This is a genomic window from Mycolicibacter senuensis, assembly GCF_003284925.1.
In the GTDB taxonomy this organism is placed as follows: domain Bacteria; phylum Actinomycetota; class Actinomycetes; order Mycobacteriales; family Mycobacteriaceae; genus Mycobacterium; species Mycobacterium algericum_A.
The window spans coordinates 39,688-56,619 of sequence record NZ_QMEX01000009.1 but is presented as its reverse complement, the minus strand read 5'-3'; the positions used below and the strand labels follow the sequence as shown (position 1 = coordinate 56,619).

Annotated in this window: 16 protein-coding genes and 1 pseudogene; 6 read left to right on the top strand and 11 right to left on the bottom strand. The window is 67.4% G+C overall.

Annotated elements, in window-relative coordinates; all coding sequences use genetic code 11:
* Nucleotides 1–8 precede the first annotated feature (8 nt).
* The gene (locus tag DQP56_RS05235) at nucleotides 9–182 is read right to left on the bottom strand and encodes a DUF2613 domain-containing protein (protein WP_013827163.1); all 174 of its coding nucleotides are present in this window, start codon (nucleotides 180–182) and stop codon (nucleotides 9–11) included.
* A 189-nt stretch (nucleotides 183–371) separates the two neighbouring features.
* On the opposite strand from DQP56_RS05235, the gene DQP56_RS05230 reads away from it, so the two are divergent.
* Nucleotides 372–1,559, top strand: a complete 1,188-nt coding sequence (locus tag DQP56_RS05230; protein WP_112683917.1) for a glycoside hydrolase family 3 N-terminal domain-containing protein — start codon at nucleotides 372–374, stop codon at nucleotides 1,557–1,559.
* A gap of 77 nt (nucleotides 1,560–1,636) precedes the next feature.
* Nucleotides 1,637–2,263, top strand: a complete 627-nt coding sequence (locus DQP56_RS05225) for a TetR/AcrR family transcriptional regulator (protein ID WP_041316745.1) — start codon at nucleotides 1,637–1,639, stop codon at nucleotides 2,261–2,263.
* A 9-nt stretch (nucleotides 2,264–2,272) separates the two neighbouring features.
* Here DQP56_RS05225 and DQP56_RS05220 read toward each other — a convergent pair whose 3' ends face one another.
* Nucleotides 2,273–3,748, bottom strand: coding sequence for a PE-PPE domain-containing protein (locus tag DQP56_RS05220; RefSeq protein ID WP_112683916.1), 1,476 nt, complete (start codon nucleotides 3,746–3,748; stop codon nucleotides 2,273–2,275).
* A gap of 162 nt (nucleotides 3,749–3,910) precedes the next feature.
* Here DQP56_RS05220 and DQP56_RS05215 point away from each other — a divergent pair, with 162 nt between their 5' ends.
* A complete protein-coding gene (locus tag DQP56_RS05215) occupies nucleotides 3,911–4,507 on the top strand; it encodes a TetR family transcriptional regulator (protein ID WP_165824902.1) in 597 nt (198 codons plus the stop codon).
* Nucleotide 4,508: 1 nt separating this feature from the next.
* Here DQP56_RS05215 and DQP56_RS05210 read toward each other — a convergent pair whose 3' ends face one another.
* Both DQP56_RS05210 and DQP56_RS05205 read right to left on the bottom strand, forming a co-directional pair.
* Entirely contained in the window at nucleotides 4,509–5,351 is an 843-nt protein-coding gene (locus DQP56_RS05210; protein ID WP_112683914.1) for a MaoC/PaaZ C-terminal domain-containing protein, read from the bottom strand.
* A gap of 1 nt (nucleotide 5,352) precedes the next feature.
* Nucleotides 5,353–6,717, bottom strand: coding sequence for a 3-oxoacyl-ACP reductase (locus DQP56_RS05205; RefSeq protein ID WP_112683937.1), 1,365 nt, complete (start codon nucleotides 6,715–6,717; stop codon nucleotides 5,353–5,355).
* A 151-nt stretch (nucleotides 6,718–6,868) separates the two neighbouring features.
* Between DQP56_RS05205 and DQP56_RS05200 the strand changes: the two genes are divergently transcribed.
* Nucleotides 6,869–8,215, top strand: coding sequence for an acetyl-CoA C-acetyltransferase (locus DQP56_RS05200; protein ID WP_112683913.1), 1,347 nt, complete (start codon nucleotides 6,869–6,871; stop codon nucleotides 8,213–8,215).
* Between the two features lie 171 nt (nucleotides 8,216–8,386).
* On the opposite strand, the gene DQP56_RS05195 is transcribed toward DQP56_RS05200, so the two are convergent.
* The 3 genes and pseudogenes from DQP56_RS05195 to DQP56_RS05185 all read right to left on the bottom strand — a co-directional run bounded on the left by DQP56_RS05195 (nucleotide 8,387) and on the right by DQP56_RS05185 (nucleotide 11,187).
* Nucleotides 8,387–9,100 (bottom strand): DJ-1/PfpI family protein, encoded by a 714-nt coding sequence (locus DQP56_RS05195; protein ID WP_112683912.1) that lies wholly within the window; start codon nucleotides 9,098–9,100, stop codon nucleotides 8,387–8,389.
* Between the two features lie 11 nt (nucleotides 9,101–9,111).
* Nucleotides 9,112–9,216 (bottom strand): annotated as a pseudogene (locus tag DQP56_RS05190) (GlxA family transcriptional regulator); the annotation flags it as partial.
* Nucleotides 9,217–9,351: 135 nt separating this feature from the next.
* On the bottom strand, nucleotides 9,352–11,187 hold the full coding sequence (locus tag DQP56_RS05185) for an acyl-CoA dehydrogenase (protein WP_112683936.1): 1,836 nt from the start codon (nucleotides 11,185–11,187) through the stop codon (nucleotides 9,352–9,354).
* Nucleotides 11,188–11,448: 261 nt separating this feature from the next.
* On the opposite strand from DQP56_RS05185, the gene DQP56_RS05180 reads away from it, so the two are divergent.
* Nucleotides 11,449–11,934, top strand: a complete 486-nt coding sequence (locus DQP56_RS05180; RefSeq protein ID WP_013827174.1) for a flavin reductase family protein — start codon at nucleotides 11,449–11,451, stop codon at nucleotides 11,932–11,934.
* Between the two features lie 64 nt (nucleotides 11,935–11,998).
* Entirely contained in the window at nucleotides 11,999–12,871 is an 873-nt protein-coding gene (locus DQP56_RS05175; protein WP_112683911.1) for an inositol monophosphatase family protein, read from the top strand.
* 30 nt (nucleotides 12,872–12,901) lie between these two features.
* On the opposite strand, the gene DQP56_RS05170 is transcribed toward DQP56_RS05175, so the two are convergent.
* From DQP56_RS05170 to DQP56_RS05155, 4 genes are all read right to left on the bottom strand, one after another.
* Nucleotides 12,902–13,657, bottom strand: a complete 756-nt coding sequence (locus DQP56_RS05170; RefSeq protein WP_112683910.1) for a succinate dehydrogenase/fumarate reductase iron-sulfur subunit — start codon at nucleotides 13,655–13,657, stop codon at nucleotides 12,902–12,904.
* On the bottom strand, nucleotides 13,657–15,573 hold the full coding sequence (locus DQP56_RS05165) for a fumarate reductase/succinate dehydrogenase flavoprotein subunit (protein ID WP_112683909.1): 1,917 nt from the start codon (nucleotides 15,571–15,573) through the stop codon (nucleotides 13,657–13,659). Before DQP56_RS05165 ends, DQP56_RS05170 begins: the two co-directional genes overlap by 1 nt.
* A gap of 37 nt (nucleotides 15,574–15,610) precedes the next feature.
* Nucleotides 15,611–16,450: a succinate dehydrogenase subunit SdhC gene (sdhC, locus tag DQP56_RS05160; RefSeq protein ID WP_112683908.1), complete on the bottom strand. Its 840-nt coding sequence runs from the start codon at nucleotides 16,448–16,450 to the stop codon at nucleotides 15,611–15,613.
* Nucleotides 16,451–16,517: 67 nt separating this feature from the next.
* Nucleotides 16,518–16,814 (bottom strand): Rv0250c family protein, encoded by a 297-nt coding sequence (locus DQP56_RS05155; protein ID WP_013827181.1) that lies wholly within the window; start codon nucleotides 16,812–16,814, stop codon nucleotides 16,518–16,520.
* Between the last annotated feature and the right edge of the window lie 118 nt (nucleotides 16,815–16,932).

The window sequence follows — 16,932 nt, the reverse complement described above, 5'->3', positions numbered from 1 at the left end:
TCCGCAGGTCAGCCGCGGTTGCCGTATTCCACCCTGTTCAGCACCGAGGACTGCGGGTCGCCCCCGGCGATCTGCGGCTTGGTGTCCTGTTGCACCATCAAGGTCACGCCGAAGACGGCGGCCGCGCCGAGCAGCACCCCGACGACAATGCTGATGGCCGCCGGTACCACGAACCGAGGCATGGTCTGGCTCCTTCCGCAGTCCCGCGACGTGATCTCGGGGCACCAATAACACCGCCCCCGGTGACTCCCGCCCGCCAACGTAGCATGCGCGCCCGGCGTGCCCGGCGGTTCAGCGATCCTCGACGGAGGAGAGGTGAGGCTGGGGCCGCCGCATGAGCCCGGCGGTTCTAGCCGTGACAGCATGGTGCGATGCCTGCATCGCTGACTCGACAACTGCCCGGTCTGCTGTTGGCGGCCGCGTTGCTGCCGGCGCTGACGACAGCCTGCTCCCACCGCACCGAGACTCCCGCGCCGTCGACACAGGCGGAGTCGACGGACACCTCGACAGCCGCCGCGCCGGTTGACCCGGCCTGTAAGCAGCTGGCGGCCCTGCCGATCCGCGACAAGCTCGCGCAGTTGGTGATGGTGGGCGTCCGTGACGCGGCCGACGCGCGCGCGGTGGTCACCGACCACCATGTCGGCGGCATCTTCATCGGCAGCTGGACCGAGCTGTCGATGCTGACCGACGGCTCGCTGACCGAGATCAAGGAAGACCAGGCCGCCGCCGGCCCGCTGCCGCTGGCGGTCAGTGTCGACGAAGAGGGCGGCCGGGTGGCGCGCCTGTCCTCGCTGATCGGGTCCTCGCCGTCTGCCAAGGAGCTGGCGGCTACCCACAGCGCCGCGCAGGTGCGCGAGCTGGCGGCCGAGCGCGGCCGCAAGATGGCCGACCTGGGCATCACCATCGACTTCGCACCCGTGGTCGACGTGGTCGCTGCGGGCACCGACGACGACACCGTGATCGGCGACCGCTCGTTCGGCTCGGACCCGGCCAAGGTAACCGAGTACGCCGGAGCGTACGCGCAGGGACTGCGTGACGCCGGGCTGCTACCGGTACTCAAACACTTCCCCGGCCACGGCCGCGGCTCCGGTGACTCGCACACCGCCGGGGCGGTGGCCACGCCACCGCTGGCGCAGCTGCAGGACAACGACCTGGTGCCGTATCGCACGCTGGTCAGCCAGGCACCGGTGGCGGTGATGATGGGACACCTGGAAGTGCCCGGCCTGACCGAGGACCCGGCCAGCCTGAGTCCGGCCGCGGTCAGCCTGTTGCGCACCGGCACCGACTATCACGGCCCGGCGTTCTCCGGACTGGTGTTCACCGACGACCTGTCATCGATGGCCGCCATCACCGAGCACTACGGCGTCGCCGATGCGGTGTTGCGAAGCCTGCAGGCCGGCGTGGACATCGCGCTGTGGGTCACCACCGACGAGGTGCCGGCGGTGTTGGACCGGCTGGAGCAGGCGGTGGCGGCGGGCGAGCTGAAGCGGGAGGCGATCGATGCCTCGTTGGCGCGGTTGGCGGCGGTCAAGAAACCCGGAACGCACTGCCACGGCTGATACCGTCACCGCCGGACACGAAGTTACTCTTCGGTAAGATCGTGCCGCAGAAGGTACGCGGAAGGAACCCCGAGGCGATGGCGGCTGGTAGTAAGCGGTTACCGCGGGCTGTGCGTGAACAGCAGATGCTCGACGCCGCGGTGCAGATGTTCTCGATCAACGGCTATCACGAGACCTCGATGGACTCGATCGCAGCGGCGGCCCAGATCTCCAAGCCGATGCTCTACCTGTACTACGGCTCCAAGGAGGAACTCTTCGGGGCGTGTCTGGATCGTGAGCTGGCGCGCTTCGTCGAGACGGTACGCACCAGCATCGACTTCCAGCAGAGCCCGAAAGACCTGTTGCGGAACACGATCCGGTCGTTCCTGCACTACATCGACACCAACCGGGCGTCTTGGATCGTGATGTATTCGCAGGCCACCAGTTCGCAGGCGTTCGCCCACACCGTGCGGGAGGGCCGCGAGCGGATCGTCGAGTTGGTCGGCCGGCTGTTGCGGGCCGGCACCCGCAACCCCGAGCCCGGCGTCGACTTCGACATGATGGCGGTCGCACTGGTCGGCGCCGGCGAGGCGATCGCCAGCCGGGTCAGCACGGGCGACACCGACGTCGACGAGGCGGGCGAGCTGATGATCGACCTGTTCTGGCGTGGCCTCAAGGAGGCGCCCGGCGGCCGTGACGGCGCCGAGAGCGCCGCCGCGGGATAGTCCGGCGCGTCAGGCCGCGAAGAGCTCCTGGAACTCGGCGGTGATCTCCGAGATCGCCTGGTTGATCACGATGTATTCGAACCCGAGGGCGATGCTGCCCAACCCGAACAGGCCGGCGATCGGCATGCCGAGCGCGTTGAGGATGTCTCCCGAACCGAGTTCCTGCACGAACAGATTGGCGGCGTAGGCCGGAGCCGTCGTGAGCAAGGCGTTGACGAGATCCGCGGTCGGAAGCAGCGCGGCGTAAGCGGCACTGGCCGCGCCGGTGAACGCATTGACGATGTCGGTGAAGCTGGGCATCGAGAACGCCGCGATATCGGCTGCCGGGGCGCCCAACAGCTCCGCCGCGCTCGGGAACGACAGGTTCGACAGATCGCTGATGAAATCGTTGATGCCCTGCCGGGCGCCGTTGCCCAGCGCCGTGAGCACCTCGCCCCAGTCGAGGTCGGTCGGGAACAGCGAGTACGGCGTGGCGATATCGGCAGGGCCGGGATCCCAGCCGTTGGTGATGCTGCCGTAGCCCAGGTTCACCAGGATCCGTGTCGTGGGTTCCAGCAGGTCGTAGAGCGGCTGTCCGATCACCGGAATCGACTGCAGTGGCGCAAGCAACGGCAGCGTCTCGGTGGGGATCATGAAGTATTCGGTGTTGCCGTTGTAGCCGTCCGAAACCGGCAGTGCGATAGCCGAGGCGAGTTGCTCGGGGGTCATGGACGGGTAGGTGGTGTGCACATACACGATGCCCAGGACGGCGTTGAGGTCGGCGAGCAGGTTGATGGGATAGCGGGGGAAGTCGGCGTAGCCGTCGTATTCTCCGGTGTAAATTGCGGTGTGCCAGGGTATTTCGGCTGGGGTGGCGCCGTTGAAGGTGATGCCCAGGCTCGGGATGGTCGGGTAGCCGCCGTCGGTGAAGACGTTCATCCGCTCGAACAGGCCGCCGTTGGGGTTGTTGGGATCCCCGAGCAGCACGAAGGCCAACTGGTCGGCGGCCGGCTGTTGGTGGGGCGGCAACGCCAGCAGGTCACGCATCACCATGGTCGAAATGGTGGCGCTCTGCGAGGCGCCCAGCACGACGAGATCGTTGCCCGCGGCGATCTCCTTGTCGATGGTCTGATGCAGGATGCTGACGCCCTGCGCCAGCGAGGTGTCGAGCTCCAGGCTCTTGACGCCGCTGTTGGGATACAGGCCCTCCGGGGTGAACAAGCCGTTCATGGCAGCCACGGGGAACAGCGGCTGGCCGGCGAACCACGGGGCTGCGGGATTGATGAAGAGCTCGCTGACGGAATCCAGATAGCTTTGCGGGGGTATCGGTATACCGCTGCCGCCCATGATCCACGACTCGGTGTCCAGCAACTTCGCCGGCGCCGGCAGGGTTCTGGTCCCGGTGGTGGCCGATACCGGGTGCAGCACCGGCAACACGGCCAGTGCGACGGCCGCGGCGATCGCCGCCGGGACGGCACCGAAGGGACGCGCAGTCCGACTGGCCATATCGACCTCCGAAGGCAAGAAGAGCCCTTGGCTGCCCTTACCAGGTGTCTCGGCAAGGACACCGGCCCTGACCAGCAGGAATAGCGGCCCTACCGTGTTCGCTGTTCAGCTGATCAGTAAGATTAGCTGTGATTGAACTGTTGACGCAATAGGGGAATGCGAATGAAACGTGCTTCGCGTGCCGAACAACGTGCCGCCACGCGTAACGCGCTGGTCGGTGCGGCCGTCGAGCTGCTGCGTTGCGCGGGGGTCGCCGCGGTGACCACTCGGCGGGTCGCGGGCGTGGCGGCCGTGTCGCAAAGCACGGTGATGTACCACTTTCCGGCCCGCGACGAGCTGGTGACCGCGGCGGTCGCCCAGCTCGCGCTGGAACTGGCGGACCAGGCCCGCATCCACTTCGAGGAGACCACCGCGGCCGCCACGCTGGACCTAGCTGGTTTCCTCGACCTGGTCTGGCGCGAATTCACCAGCCCGCAAGCGCTTTCGGTAGCGCAGCTATGGGCTGCCTGCTGGATGGATCCGCATGTCGCTGAGACGGTGAAATCGTTGGAGCAACACATCTTTCGCCTAGCCGTCGCCTCCGCCGAAGCGCTACCGGCACCCGCTCCCGGCTTTGACGCGACCGCCTATATGGACACCGTGGTGGTAGTCATCCGTGGGCTGGTGATCGCTATCCCGGTGTGGGGTCTTGACTTCATCAACGCGCATTGGGAGGTCAGCAAAGCCAACCTGCTGGCGGCCGCCGGTGTCCGGAAATGAGCTAGAGCGCCCGCACCGCACCGGTCAGATACGGATAACCCTTGGCGACGTTGCGCAGCGCCAGGTCCCAGCCGCCCTCGACCCGGTCGACATACAACCCCGGGCTGGCCGGCAGCAGCATCGGCTTGCCGAACTTCACCGAGTACTCCACCGCGTCGGGCAGCGTGCCTTCGATGTTGGCCAGCACCGCTGCCGCGGAGAACATCCCGTGGGCGATCGCGGTCGGGAAGCCGAACAGCTTGGCGCCGATCGAACTGGTGTGGATCGGGTTGTGGTCACCGCCGGCCGAGGCGTAGCGCCGGATCCGGCCCGGCGTGACCCGCAGCACCGCATTGGGCGGTCCCAACTTGGGCTGTTTGGCCGGCGGCGGCTTCGGCTCGTCGGACAGGCTGGTGCGCTGCTGGTGCAGGAATGTCGTCACCTGATGCCAGGCCGGGTCGTTGCCGACGTTGATGTCGGTGACGATGTCGACCAGCAGACCCTTGCGATGCTCGCGCAGGTTCTCCGCGTGCACGCTGACCCCGACGGTGTCGGTGACCGCGATCGGGCGGTGCTGGACGATCCGGTTCTCGGTGTGCACCGAACCCATTGCGGCGAACGGGAAATCGAATGCGGTCGCCAGCTCCATCACCGTCGGGAACGTCAGGGCGAACGGGTAGGTCAGCGGCACCTGGTCGCCGTAGCGCAGCCCGGTGACTGCGGCGTACTCGGCGACGTGGCCGGCGTCGATGGCCAGTTCGTCGACCCGCAGCGTGCGGTCCGGCACGGTGCCGGTTCGTGGCACGAATGGCAGCGCCCCGGCGACCGCGCGCAACATGTTCTTGGTACCACTTGGTTGAGTCATGTCATGCCCCCAGCATGGCCTGGCCGCAGACCCGGATCGTGTTGCCGGTCACCGCATTCGAGGCCGGGCTGGCGAAGTAGCCGATCAGCTCGGCGACGTCGACGGGCTGGCCGCCCTGGAACAGCGAGTTGAGCCGGCGGCCGACCTCGCGGGTGGCCAGCGGAATGGCTGCCGTCATCTCGGTTTCGATGAATCCGGGGGCGACGGCGTTGATGGTGATTCCCTTGGCGGCCAACTCCGGCGCCAGCGCGTCGGTCAGCCCGATCATGCCGGCCTTGGTGGCCGCATAGTTCGTCTGACCACGGTTGCCGGCGATACCGGCCATCGACGACAGGCCGATCACCCGGCCGCCCTCGCCGATGCTGCCGTTGCCCACCAAACCCTCGGTAAGCCGTTGCGGGGCAAGCAGGTTGACCGCCAGCACCGCGTTCCAGCGGGCGTCATCCATGTTGGCCAGCAGCTTGTCGCGGGTGATGCCGGCGTTGTTGACCAAGATGTCGGCCTTGCCGTCATAGTGCTCTTTGAGATGGGCGGCGATCTGCGCGACCGCGTCGTCGGCGGTGACGTCCAGGGCCAGCGCGGTGCCGCCCACCCGGGTGGCCGTCTTCTCCAGCGCTTCGGCCGCGCCCGGCACGTCGATCGCCACCACCTTGGCGCCGTCGCGGGCGAACACCTCGGCGATGGTGGCCCCGATACCGCGCGCGGCGCCGGTGATGATGGCCACCTTGCCCTCCAGCGGGCGGTCCCAGTCGGCGGGGGCGGTCGCGTCGTCGGCGCCGACGTAGAACACCTGCCCGTCGACGTAAGCGGAGCGGGCCGAGAGGATGAACCGCATCGTCGATTCCAGGCCGGTGGCGCCCGGCTTGGCGTCCGCCGACAGGTACACCAGCTGCACGGTGGCGCCGCGCTGCAGCTCCTTGCCCAGCGAGCGGGTGAAGCCTTCCAGTGCGCGCTGGGCGATCCGCTCGTCAACGCTGCCGGTCGCATCCGGCGTGGTGCCCACCACGACGAGCCGGCCGCAGCGGCCCACGTTGCGCAGCAGTGGGGTGAAGAACTCGTGCAGCGCGGTCAACCCGGCCGGTGACGTGATGCCGGTGGCGTCGAAGACCAGCCCGCCGAACGAGTCGGCCCAGCGGCCACCGAGGTTGTCGCCGACCACCTCGTAGTCGCCGGCCAGCGCGGTGCGCAGCGGCTCGGCGACCCGGCCTTCGCCGCCGATCAGCAGCGGCCCGGCCAGCGGTGGCTCGCCGACCCGGTAGCGGCGCAGCGTCTCGGCCTGGGGAACGCCCAGTTGTTTGGACAGGAACGATCCGGGGGCGGAGTTCAGGATCTGGGACAACAGGTCGGTCGGGAGTTTGGGGGCCAGTTTAGGGGCCATCGTGCTGCCTTCCATGTGGGGACGTGCCTGGTGCAGGCCACGGTGTCGACAACGAACTTACTCCAGAGTAAGAATACTGGGTAGTATCACCCCGATCGTCCCGCCGGTGCGGGGCGCCCGACCACCAGACGGAGAGATCGTGGCATCTGGATCTGCTGCTAAGCCCACACCCGCCGACACCGGCACGCGACGTCGCGTCGCCGTCCTCGGTGGCAACCGCATCCCGTTCGCACGCTCGGACGGCGCCTACGCCAGCGCGTCCAACCAAGACATGTTCACCGCGGCACTCGGCGGCCTGGTCGACCGGTTCGGCCTGGCCGGCGAGAAGCTGGACGCGGTGATCGGCGGCGCCGTGCTCAAACACAGCCGGGACTTCAACCTGATCCGGGAATGCGTGCTCGGCTCGGCGCTGTCGCCCTACACGCCCGCCTTCGACCTGCAGCAAGCCTGTGGCACCGGGCTGCAGGCGGCGATCTGCGCCGCCGACGGTATCGCCGCCGGTCGCTACGAGGTAGCCGCCGCGGGCGGGGTGGACACCACCTCGGATGCGCCCCTGGAGGTGGGCAACGAACTGCGCCGCACCCTGCTGGCGTTGCGCCGGTCCAAGTCGAACATGGCGCGCCTCAAGCTGGTCGGCAAGCTGCCGGCCACCCTGGGGGTAGAGATCCCAGCCAACAAAGAGAACCGCACCGGGCTGTCCATGGGTGAACACCAGGCGATCACCACCAAGCAGATGGGGATCAAACGGGTCGACCAGGACCAGCTGGCCGCCGCCAGCCACCGCAACATGGCCGCCGCCTACGATCGCGGCTTCTTCGACGACCTGGTCACCCCATTTCAGGGCCTCTACCGCGACAACAACCTGCGGCCCGAGTCGAGCCCGGAGAAGCTGGCCACCCTCAAGCCGGTGTTCGGCGCGAAAGCCGGCGACGCCACCATGACCGCGGGCAACTCCACACCGCTGACCGACGGCGCGTCGGTGGCGCTGCTGGCCAGCGAGGAGTGGGCGGCCGCGCACAAACTGACCCCGCTGGCCTACTTCGTCGACTCCGAGACGGCCGCCGTGGACTACGTCACCGGCCCCGACGGGCTGCTGATGGCGCCGACCTACGCGGTGCCGCGGCTGTTGGCCCGCAACGGTCTTACCCTGCAGGACTTCGACTTCTACGAGATCCATGAGGCATTCGCCTCGACGGTGCTGTGTCACCTGGCGGCGTGGGAGTCGGAGGAATACTGCAAGGAGCGACTGGGACTGGACGCCGCGCTGGGCGCCATCGACCGAGCCAAACTCAACGTCAACGGCTCGTCGCTGGCAGCCGGGCACCCGTTCGCGGCCACCGGCGGGCGGATCGTGGCGCAGGCGGCCAAACAGATCGCCGAGGCCAAGGCGGCGAGGAAGGGCGCCTCGAAGAACAAGCCGGTACGGGCGCTGATCTCGATCTGCGCCGCGGGCGGTCAGGGCGTGGCCGCCATCCTGGAGGGCTAGCGCCCGCGGCGGCGACCAGACCGCCGACCACCAGGTTTGTGCCCGGGTGCCCGCGGGTAGTCAGCAGCACGGTTCGCTCCGCGCGGGCGTCTGGCACCGGGATCGCGGAGCAACCTGCGTCTTGGCCCGCCGCTGGACTGAGGGGATCCAGCGGCGGCCAACTGATCGCGGCTAACCGCGCCGGCTTCGGGCCGCGCCGATCGCTCGGTCCCACAGCAGTAGTGCTCCGGCTTTCAGCTGGCTCGGCGTCGCCAGATCCTTGGCCATCAGCGCGCTCGCCGCGGCCTTGGTCTTCGCCGACGCCTTCGACATGTGCCCGGCGTCGAACGGCGGCTGCGGGTCGTATTCCAGCGACAACTGGATGACCTTCGCGCGGTGCTCGCCGCCGATCCGCCCGGCCAGCCACAGTCCGAGGTCGATGCCGGCCGAGACTCCCGCACAGGTGACGATGTCGCCGGAGTGCACGATGCGTTCGTCTGCGACCGGGGTGACCCCGAACGCCTTCAGGGCGGGCAGCGCCATCCAATGGGAGGTCGCTCGCTTGCCGGCCAGCAGCCCGGCGGCCGCCAGGATGATCGACCCGGAGCACACCGATGCCGTCCAGGTGGCCGTGGAATGGGCTCGCCGCACCCACTCCAGCAGCTTCTGGTCGCGGGCGTGTTCGGTGGTCGTCATGCCGCCCGGTACCAGAATGACGTCGGGGGAGGGGGTTTCGTCGAACGAATGGGTGGCCCCGACGACGAGCACGCCGGAGTCGGCGGTGATCGGCGCGGGCTCGTGCCACAGCAACCGCACCCGGGCATCGGGCAGCCAGCGCAACACCTCGTAGGGTCCGATGAAGTCCAGTGCCGTGAAGCCGGGATACAACACGATGGCGATCTGCATGGGTGTTCCTCTCAGGCGAAGGTCCTGCGGTAGGGGCCCGGTGAGATGCCGAGCCGGCGGATCACGGTGCCGCGCAGGGTTGCTGCGGTGCCGAAGCCGCGGCGGCCCGGTATCGCCAGGCCGGGGTAGCCGAGGACGACGACGTTGCGGGTCACGCCATCAGTGTCAGCCGTAGCTGGGCCCGGCTGCAATGCAACAGGCCCCCGAGGGATCGCCTCGGGGACCTGCGCGGCCTGTGTTGTCGTGGCGTTCTAGAACGCCGCTTCGTCGAGCTCCATGATGTCGTTGTCGATGGCGTCGATCACCGAGCGAGTGCTGGTCAGCAAAGGCAGGAAGTTCTTGGTGAAGAACGATGCCACCGCGATCTTGCCCTCGTAGAAGGCCCGGTCGGCGCCCTCGGCTCCGCCGTCGAGCTTCTCGACGGCCACCGCGGCCTGGCGGGCCAGCAGCCACCCGATCATCAGGTCGCCGACGCTCATCAGGAAGCGCACCGAGCCCAGCCCCACCTTGTAGATGCTGGAGATGTCCTCCTGCGCGGCCATCAGGTAGCCGGTCAGCGTGGCGGCCATGCCCTGCACATCGGCCAGCGCGGTGGCCAGCAGCTCACGCTCCGCCTTGAGCCGGCCGTTGCCGGACTCGTTGGCGATGAACGCCTCGATCTCGCCCGCGACGTGTGCCAGGGCTTGGCCCTTGTCCCGGATGATCTTGCGGAAGAAGAAGTCCTGCGCCTGAATCGCCGTGGTGCCTTCATACAACGAGTCGATCTTGGCGTCACGGATGTACTGCTCGATCGGGTAGTCCTGCAGGAAGCCCGACCCGCCGAGCGTCTGCAGACTCTCGGTGAGCTTGGCGTAGGCCTGCTCGGAGCCGACACCCTTGACGATCGGCAGCATCAGGTCGTTGATGCGGACGGCGAGATCGGGCTCAACGCCGTGCAGCTTCTCGGCCACGGCGGCGTCCTGGTAGGTCGAGGTGTAGAGGTACAGCGCCCGCAGCCCCTCGGCGTAGGCCTTCTGGGTCATCAGCGACCGGCGCACGTCCGGGTGGTGGGTGATGGTCACCCGCGGCGCGGACTTGTCGGTCATCTGGGTCAGATCGGCGCCCTGCACCCGCTCCTTGGCGTACTCCAGTGCGTTGAGGTAGCCGGTGGACAGTGTGGCGATGGCTTTGGTGCCGACCATCATGCGGGCCTGCTCGATCACGTCGAACATCTGCGCGATGCCGTTGTGCACCTCGCCGACCAGCCAGCCCTTGGCCGGCACCCCGTGCTGGCCGAAGGTGAGCTCACAGGTGGCCGAGACCTTCAGCCCCATCTTGTGCTCGACGTTGGTGACGAACACGCCATTGCGCTCGCCGAGCTCACCGGTTTCGAAGTCGAACAGGAACTTCGGCACGAAGAACAGCGACAGGCCCTTGGTGCCGGGCTTGGCGCCCTCGGGGCGGGCCAGCACCAGGTGGAAGATGTTCTCGAACAGGTCGTCGGAGTCAGCCGAGGTGATGAACCGCTTCACGCCGTCGATGTGCCAGGAGCCGTCCTCCTGCTGGACGGCCTTGGTGCGGCCGGCGCCGACATCCGAGCCGGCATCGGGCTCGGTGAGCACCATGGTCGAGCCCCAGCCGCGCTCGGCGGCGATGACGGCCCACTTCTTCTGCTCTTCGGTGGCCACGTGGTAGAAGATGTTGGCGAAGCCGGCACCGCCGGCGTACATCCACACTGCCGGGTTGGCGCCGAGGATGTGTTCGTGTAGCGCCCACATCAGTGCCTTGGGCATCGGCATGCCGCCGAGCGCCTCGTCGATGCCGGCCCGGTCCCAGCCGGCCTCAAGCGTGGCGCGCACCGACTTCTTGAACGACTCGGGCAGCGTCACCGCGTGGGTGGCGGGGTCGAACACCGGGGGGTTGCGGTCGCCGTCGACGAAGGAGTCAGCAATCGGGCCCTCAGCCAGCCGGACCATCTCGCCGAGCATCTCCGTAGCGGTGTCGACGTCCAGGTCGGCGTATTCGCCCTGGCCGAAGACCTGGTCCAGGCCGAAGACCTCGAACAGGTTGAACACCTGGTCACGGACATTGCTCTTGTAGTGGCTCACAGCTTCCTCCTCATGGAATGCCACCTGTGGTTGGGTACTCAGGCTTAAGTTACCCACCAGTAACGTGCCCTGAAATATACCCCGTGGGGACCACAGCGCAAGCCAGTGTGAGCTACATCCTCTTAGCTAACTAACCAACCAGTTGGTCTCACCTGGTCAGGCCTGCTCCGCCGCGGCCGATCCGCCACGGTGGGGAGGCGGCGGGTAGGGTTCTTCAGCGACCAGACCCGACGAGGTGAATGAGTTCCGGTGAGTGCCCACGTGAGTTCTGCGAGCAATCTGACGCCGTCGTCGTTACGGGAGGCGTTCGGCCATTTCCCGTCCGGCGTGGTGGCTGTCGCGGCCGAGGTCGACGGCATCCGGGTCGGGTTGGCCGCCAGCACCTTCGTGCCGGTGTCGCTCGAGCCGCCGCTGGTGTCGTTCTGCGTGCAGAACACCTCGACGACGTGGCCGAAACTCAAGGACTCGCCGCGGCTGGGCATCAGCGTGCTGGGTGAGGCGCACGACATCGCGGCACGCACGCTGGCCGCCAAGACCGGCGACCGGTTCGCCGGGCTGGAGACGGTGACCAACGAAGGCGCGGTCTTCATCAAGGGCACCGGGGTGTGGCTGGGCAGCTCGGTCGAGCAATTGGTGCCCGCCGGCGACCACACCATCGTGGTGCTGCGGGTATGCGACGTGACGGTCGATCCCGAGATCACGCCGATCGTGTTTCACCGCAGCGGTTTCCGGCGGCTCGGCGGCTGATTCCCGCTGCGGTGCGGCATCGCCGGAGGTGCGATGGCCACCGCAGATGTGTTGCTATGGGCAGATGGCGACGCTGCATGACGACCCGGGACGGTTGCGGTCCACGGCGGAGACCCTGGTGGCGGAGGCGGCTGACTTCGTGCGCCGACGCCGCGCCGAGGTGTTCGGCGCCGCAGCCGCCGAATCGGCTCCCGCCGCCCTGGTGCAGACGAAAAGCAGTCCGACCGATCCGGTGACGGTGGTCGACACCGAGACCGAGCGGTACATCCGGGACCGGCTGGCCCGGCTGCGACCCGGTGATGCGGTGTTGGGTGAGGAAGGCGGCGGTTCCGGCGATGTGTCCGGCCGCGAACCCGATGCCGTCACCTGGGTGGTCGACCCGATCGACGGCACGGTCAACTTCATGTACGGCGTACCGGCCTATGCGGTCTCGGTGGCGGCGCAGGTCGGCGGGGTGTCGATGGCCGGTGCGGTCGCGGACGTGGTCGGTGACCGGCTCTACTCGGCCGGTCTGGGGCTGGGCGCCCACGTCAGGGACCGGCAGAGCACGACGGTGCTGCGCTGCACCGACGTCACCGAGCTGTCGCTGGCCCTGCTGGGCACCGGCTTCGGGTATTCGCCCGGCCGTCGGGCGGCGCAGGCCGCGCTACTGGCCCGGCTGCTGCCGGTGGTCCGTGATGTACGGCGGATCGGGTCGGCGGCGCTGGATCTGTGCATGGTGGCCGCGGGACGGCTGGACGTGTATTACGAACACGGAATCAAGCTGTGGGACCACGCGGCGGGATCGCTGATCGCGGCCGAGGCGGGTGCCCGGGTGGTGTTGCCGGGACCGGAGCCCGACGGCGGCGATGTCATCATCGCCGCGGCACCGGGCATCGCCGACGAATTCATTGCGACGCTGCGACGCGAGGGTGGTTTGGCTGCGATCCCGCAATAGTCACAGCCGGCCCAGGATGGTCTTCGCGGGTCAGTCAGACTTGCGGCGGAAGATCTTTCGGCCGAGCCAGACGATCGGGTCGTAGCGATCTCCGGCCACCCGCTCCTTCATCGGGATGATGGCGTTGTCGGTGATCGTGATGTGTTCCGGGCAGACCTCGGTGCAGCACTTGGTGATGTTGCACAATCCGAGACCGGCCTCATCCTGAGCCAACTGACGCCGGTCGGCGGTGTCCAGGGGGTGCATCTCCAGCTCGGCCAGCCGGATGAACATCCGCGGGCCGGCGAAGTTCGGCTTGTTGTCCTCGTGGTCCCGGATGACGTGGCAGACGTTCTGGCACAGGAAGCATTCGATGCACTTGCGGAACTCTTGGGACCGCTCGACGTCGACCTGCTGCATCCGGTACTCGCCGGGTTTGAGATCCGCCGGTGGCTTGAAGGACGGCATCTCGCGGGCCTTCTCGTAGTTGAAGGAGACGTCGGTGACCAGGTCGCGAATCACCGGGAAGGTCCGCACCGGCGTCACCGTGATGGTCTCGTCCGGCTTGAACATCGACATCCGCGTCATGCACAACAATCGGGGGAAGCCGTTGATCTCGGCCGAGCACGAGCCGCACTTGCCGGCCTTGCAGTTCCAGCGCACCGCCAGGTCGGGTGTCTGGGTTGCCTGCAACCGATGGATGACGTCGAGGACCACTTCACCCTCGTTGACCTCGACCTCGAAGTCCTGCAGCCCACCGCCGTCGATGTCGCCGCGCCATACCCGTAGCTGGGCGATATGTGTCATTAGGCTCTCCGTCCCGGGTGTTGCGCCAGCTCTTCGTCGGTGTAGTACTTCTCCAACTCGGAAATCTCGAACAGTTCCAGCAGGTCCTGGCGCATCCCGGTCTGCGCCTCCGGGGTGATCGTGATGTCGGGCACCTCGCTGTCGTCGGCGACCCGGCAGACCAGCAGGGTCTTGCGCCAATTCGAGTCCATGCCAGGGTGGTCGTCTCGGGTGTGTCCGCCGCGGCTCTCGGTGCGCTGCAGCGCGGCCTTGGCCACACACTCGCTGACGAGCAGCATGTTGCGCAGGTCGACGGCCAGATGCCAGCCCGGGTTGTAATGCCGACCGCCCTCGACGGCCACGGCCGCGAACCGGGTCTTGAACTCCTCGAGCCGGGCCAGCGCCTGTTCCAGCTCGCCGGCGTTGCGGATGATGCCGACCAGGTCGTTCATCGACTGCTGGAGATCGGCGTGCAGCGTGTATGGATTCTCGCCCGCGCCGCCGCCCGGCCGGTCGAGCGGTGCCAGCGCCAGCTTCGCCGCGGTCTCCAACGCCGCCGGTGCCACGGCCGGCCGACTGGCCAGCCCCCGCACGTACTCCGCGGCGCCCAGACCGGCGCGGCGGCCGAAGACCAACAGATCCGACAGCGAGTTGCCGCCCAGCCGGTTGGACCCGTGCATCCCGCCGGCGCATTCACCGGCGGCGAACAGCCCCGGGACCGCCGCAGCCGCAGTGTCCGGGTCGACCTCGATACCGCCCATCACGTAGTGGCAGGTGGGACCCACCTCCATGGCGTCCTTGGTGATGTCGACCTCGGCAAGCTGCATGAACTGGTGGTACATCGAGGGCAGTCGGCGTTTGATCTCCTCCGGCTTGAGCCGGGAGGCGATGTCGAGGAACACTCCGCCGTGGGGCGAACCCCGTCCGGCCTTGACCTCGGAGTTGATGGCGCGGGCCACCTCGTCGCGCGGCAGCAGGTCGGGGGTGCGGCGGGCCGAGTCGTTGTCTTTGAGCCACTGGTCGGCTTCTTGCTCGGTCTCGGCGTACTGGCCTTTGAAGACCGGCGGGATGTAGTCGAACATGAACCGCGACCCTTGCGCGTTCTTGAGCACCCCGCCGTCGCCGCGCACACCCTCGGTGACCAGGATCCCCTTCACACTGGGCGGCCACACCATCCCGGTCGGATGGAACTGCACGAATTCCATATTGATCAACGTCGCGCCGGCGCGTAGCGCCAGCGCGTGTCCGTCGCCGGTGTATTCCCAGGAGTTCGAGGTCACCTTGAACGACTTGCCGATCCCGCCGGTGGCCAGCACCACCGCGGGCGACTCGAACACGATGAACTGGCCGGATTCGCGCCAGTAGCCGAAGGCACCCGAAATCGCCCCGGTGGCATCGTCTTTGAGCAATTCAGTGATCGTGCACTCGTGGAAGACCTTGATCTTCGCCTCGTAGTCGCCGAACTCGGCGTGATCGTCTTGCTGCAGCGAGACGACCTTCTGCTGCAGCGTGCGGATCATCTCCAGGCCAGTGCGGTCGCCGACGTGCGCCAGTCGCGGATAGGTGTGGCCACCGAAGTTGCGCTGGTTGATCTTCCCGTCTTTGGTGCGGTCGAACAAGGCGCCGTAGGTCTCCAACTCCCAGACCCGCTCCGGCGCCTCGCGGGCATGCAGTTCGGCCATCCGCCAGTTGTTGAGGAACTTGCCGCCGCGCATGGTGTCGCCGAAGTGCACCTGCCAGTTGTCTTTCTCATTGACGTTGCCCATCGATGCGGCGGCGCCGCCCTCGGCCATCACAGTGTGCGCCTTGCCGAACAGCGACTTGCACACCACCGCCACGCTGAGGCCCTGCTGGCGGGCTTCGATGACCGCGCGCAGACCGGCGCCGCCGGCACCGATCACGACCACGTCGTAGGAGTGCCGTTCGACTTCAACCATGAATTCTCGCTTACTCTTCGTGTGAAATGAGGCTTCGTCAGCCGATGAACCGGATATCGGTGAAGACGCCGCTGGCCACCATCCAGACATAGAAGTCGGTGAACGCCAGCGTGCCCAGAGTGATCCAGGCGAACTGCATGTGCCGGCCGTTGAACCAGCTGATCTTCGACCAAAGCCAGTAGCGCACCGGGTTTTTGGAGAAGTGGGTGAGCCGGCCACCCATGACGTGCCGGCAGGAGTGACAACCGCCGGTGTAGGCCCACAGCATTGCCACGTTGACGCAGAGCACGATGTTGCCCAGGCCGAACCCGAAACCACCGGCGCCGCCGTTGGCGTCCGCGGAGTAGAACGCGGTGATCGCGTCATAGGTGTTCAGCATCGTGATGGCCAGTGCGGCGTAAAAGAAGTAGCGGTGGCTGTTTTGGATGATCAGCGGGAACCGGGTCTCCCCGGTGTAGCCGGCGCGCGGTTCGGGCACCGCACATCCTGCCGGCGAGAGCCAGTAGGCGCGGTAGTAGGCCTTGCGGTAGTAGTAGCAGGTCAGCCGGAACGCCAGCAGAAACGGCAGAACCAACGCGCCCAGCGGAATCCACCGGGGGAACTCCGGCAGCCAGACGCCCAGGTGGCTGGAGCCCTCCACGCAGGATGCGCTGATACACGGTGAGTAGAACGGTGTCAGATAGTGATATTTGTCGACCCAGTAGCCGCTGCCCCAGAACGCCCGGACCGTTGCGTAGAGAACCCACGCGCTGAGGAAGACGTTGACCCGCAGCGGCGATAACCACCACCGGTCGGTGCGCAGGGTGCGATCCGCGATCCGTGCGCGAGTCGCCGAGAAGACGCCGGTGCCAGGACGGTTCACGGCGGGTGCGCTCATCTGGGGGGTTCCCTTCGGCTGGATTTCGTCGGAGGGCGCCCCTTATACAAGCAGCACCCGATGGGGGTCAGTACCTGCCCTGGCCGCCGACGCCTTCGTCGTCGACGTCACGCCAGAATTCGCTGTCGTACTCGGTGTCGGGGATCGCGATCTTCTCCTGGGCACGCTCGGCAGCCCAGCGTTGCAGGTCGAGTTCCCCGGCGTCGGACTCGAGGAGCTGAACATCGGCGAGGATGCGCTCGGCGTCCATCTCGATGCGGCGCATCCCGGGGATGTCGCCGAACCGGGTCTTCAGTCCCAGCACGCAGCGCCGCAGGTCGCCAATCAGGGCGTGCAGTTCGGCGAGTTCGCTAGTGCTCGACACCGGTTCCTCCTCGGGTGCTACGGATCACAGTACGTTCACCCGATGCTAGCCACATCGGGAACCGGACGTGAGACAGATCACGTTGGCGCGGCGAATGTCGGGCACCGGAAAACCCCCC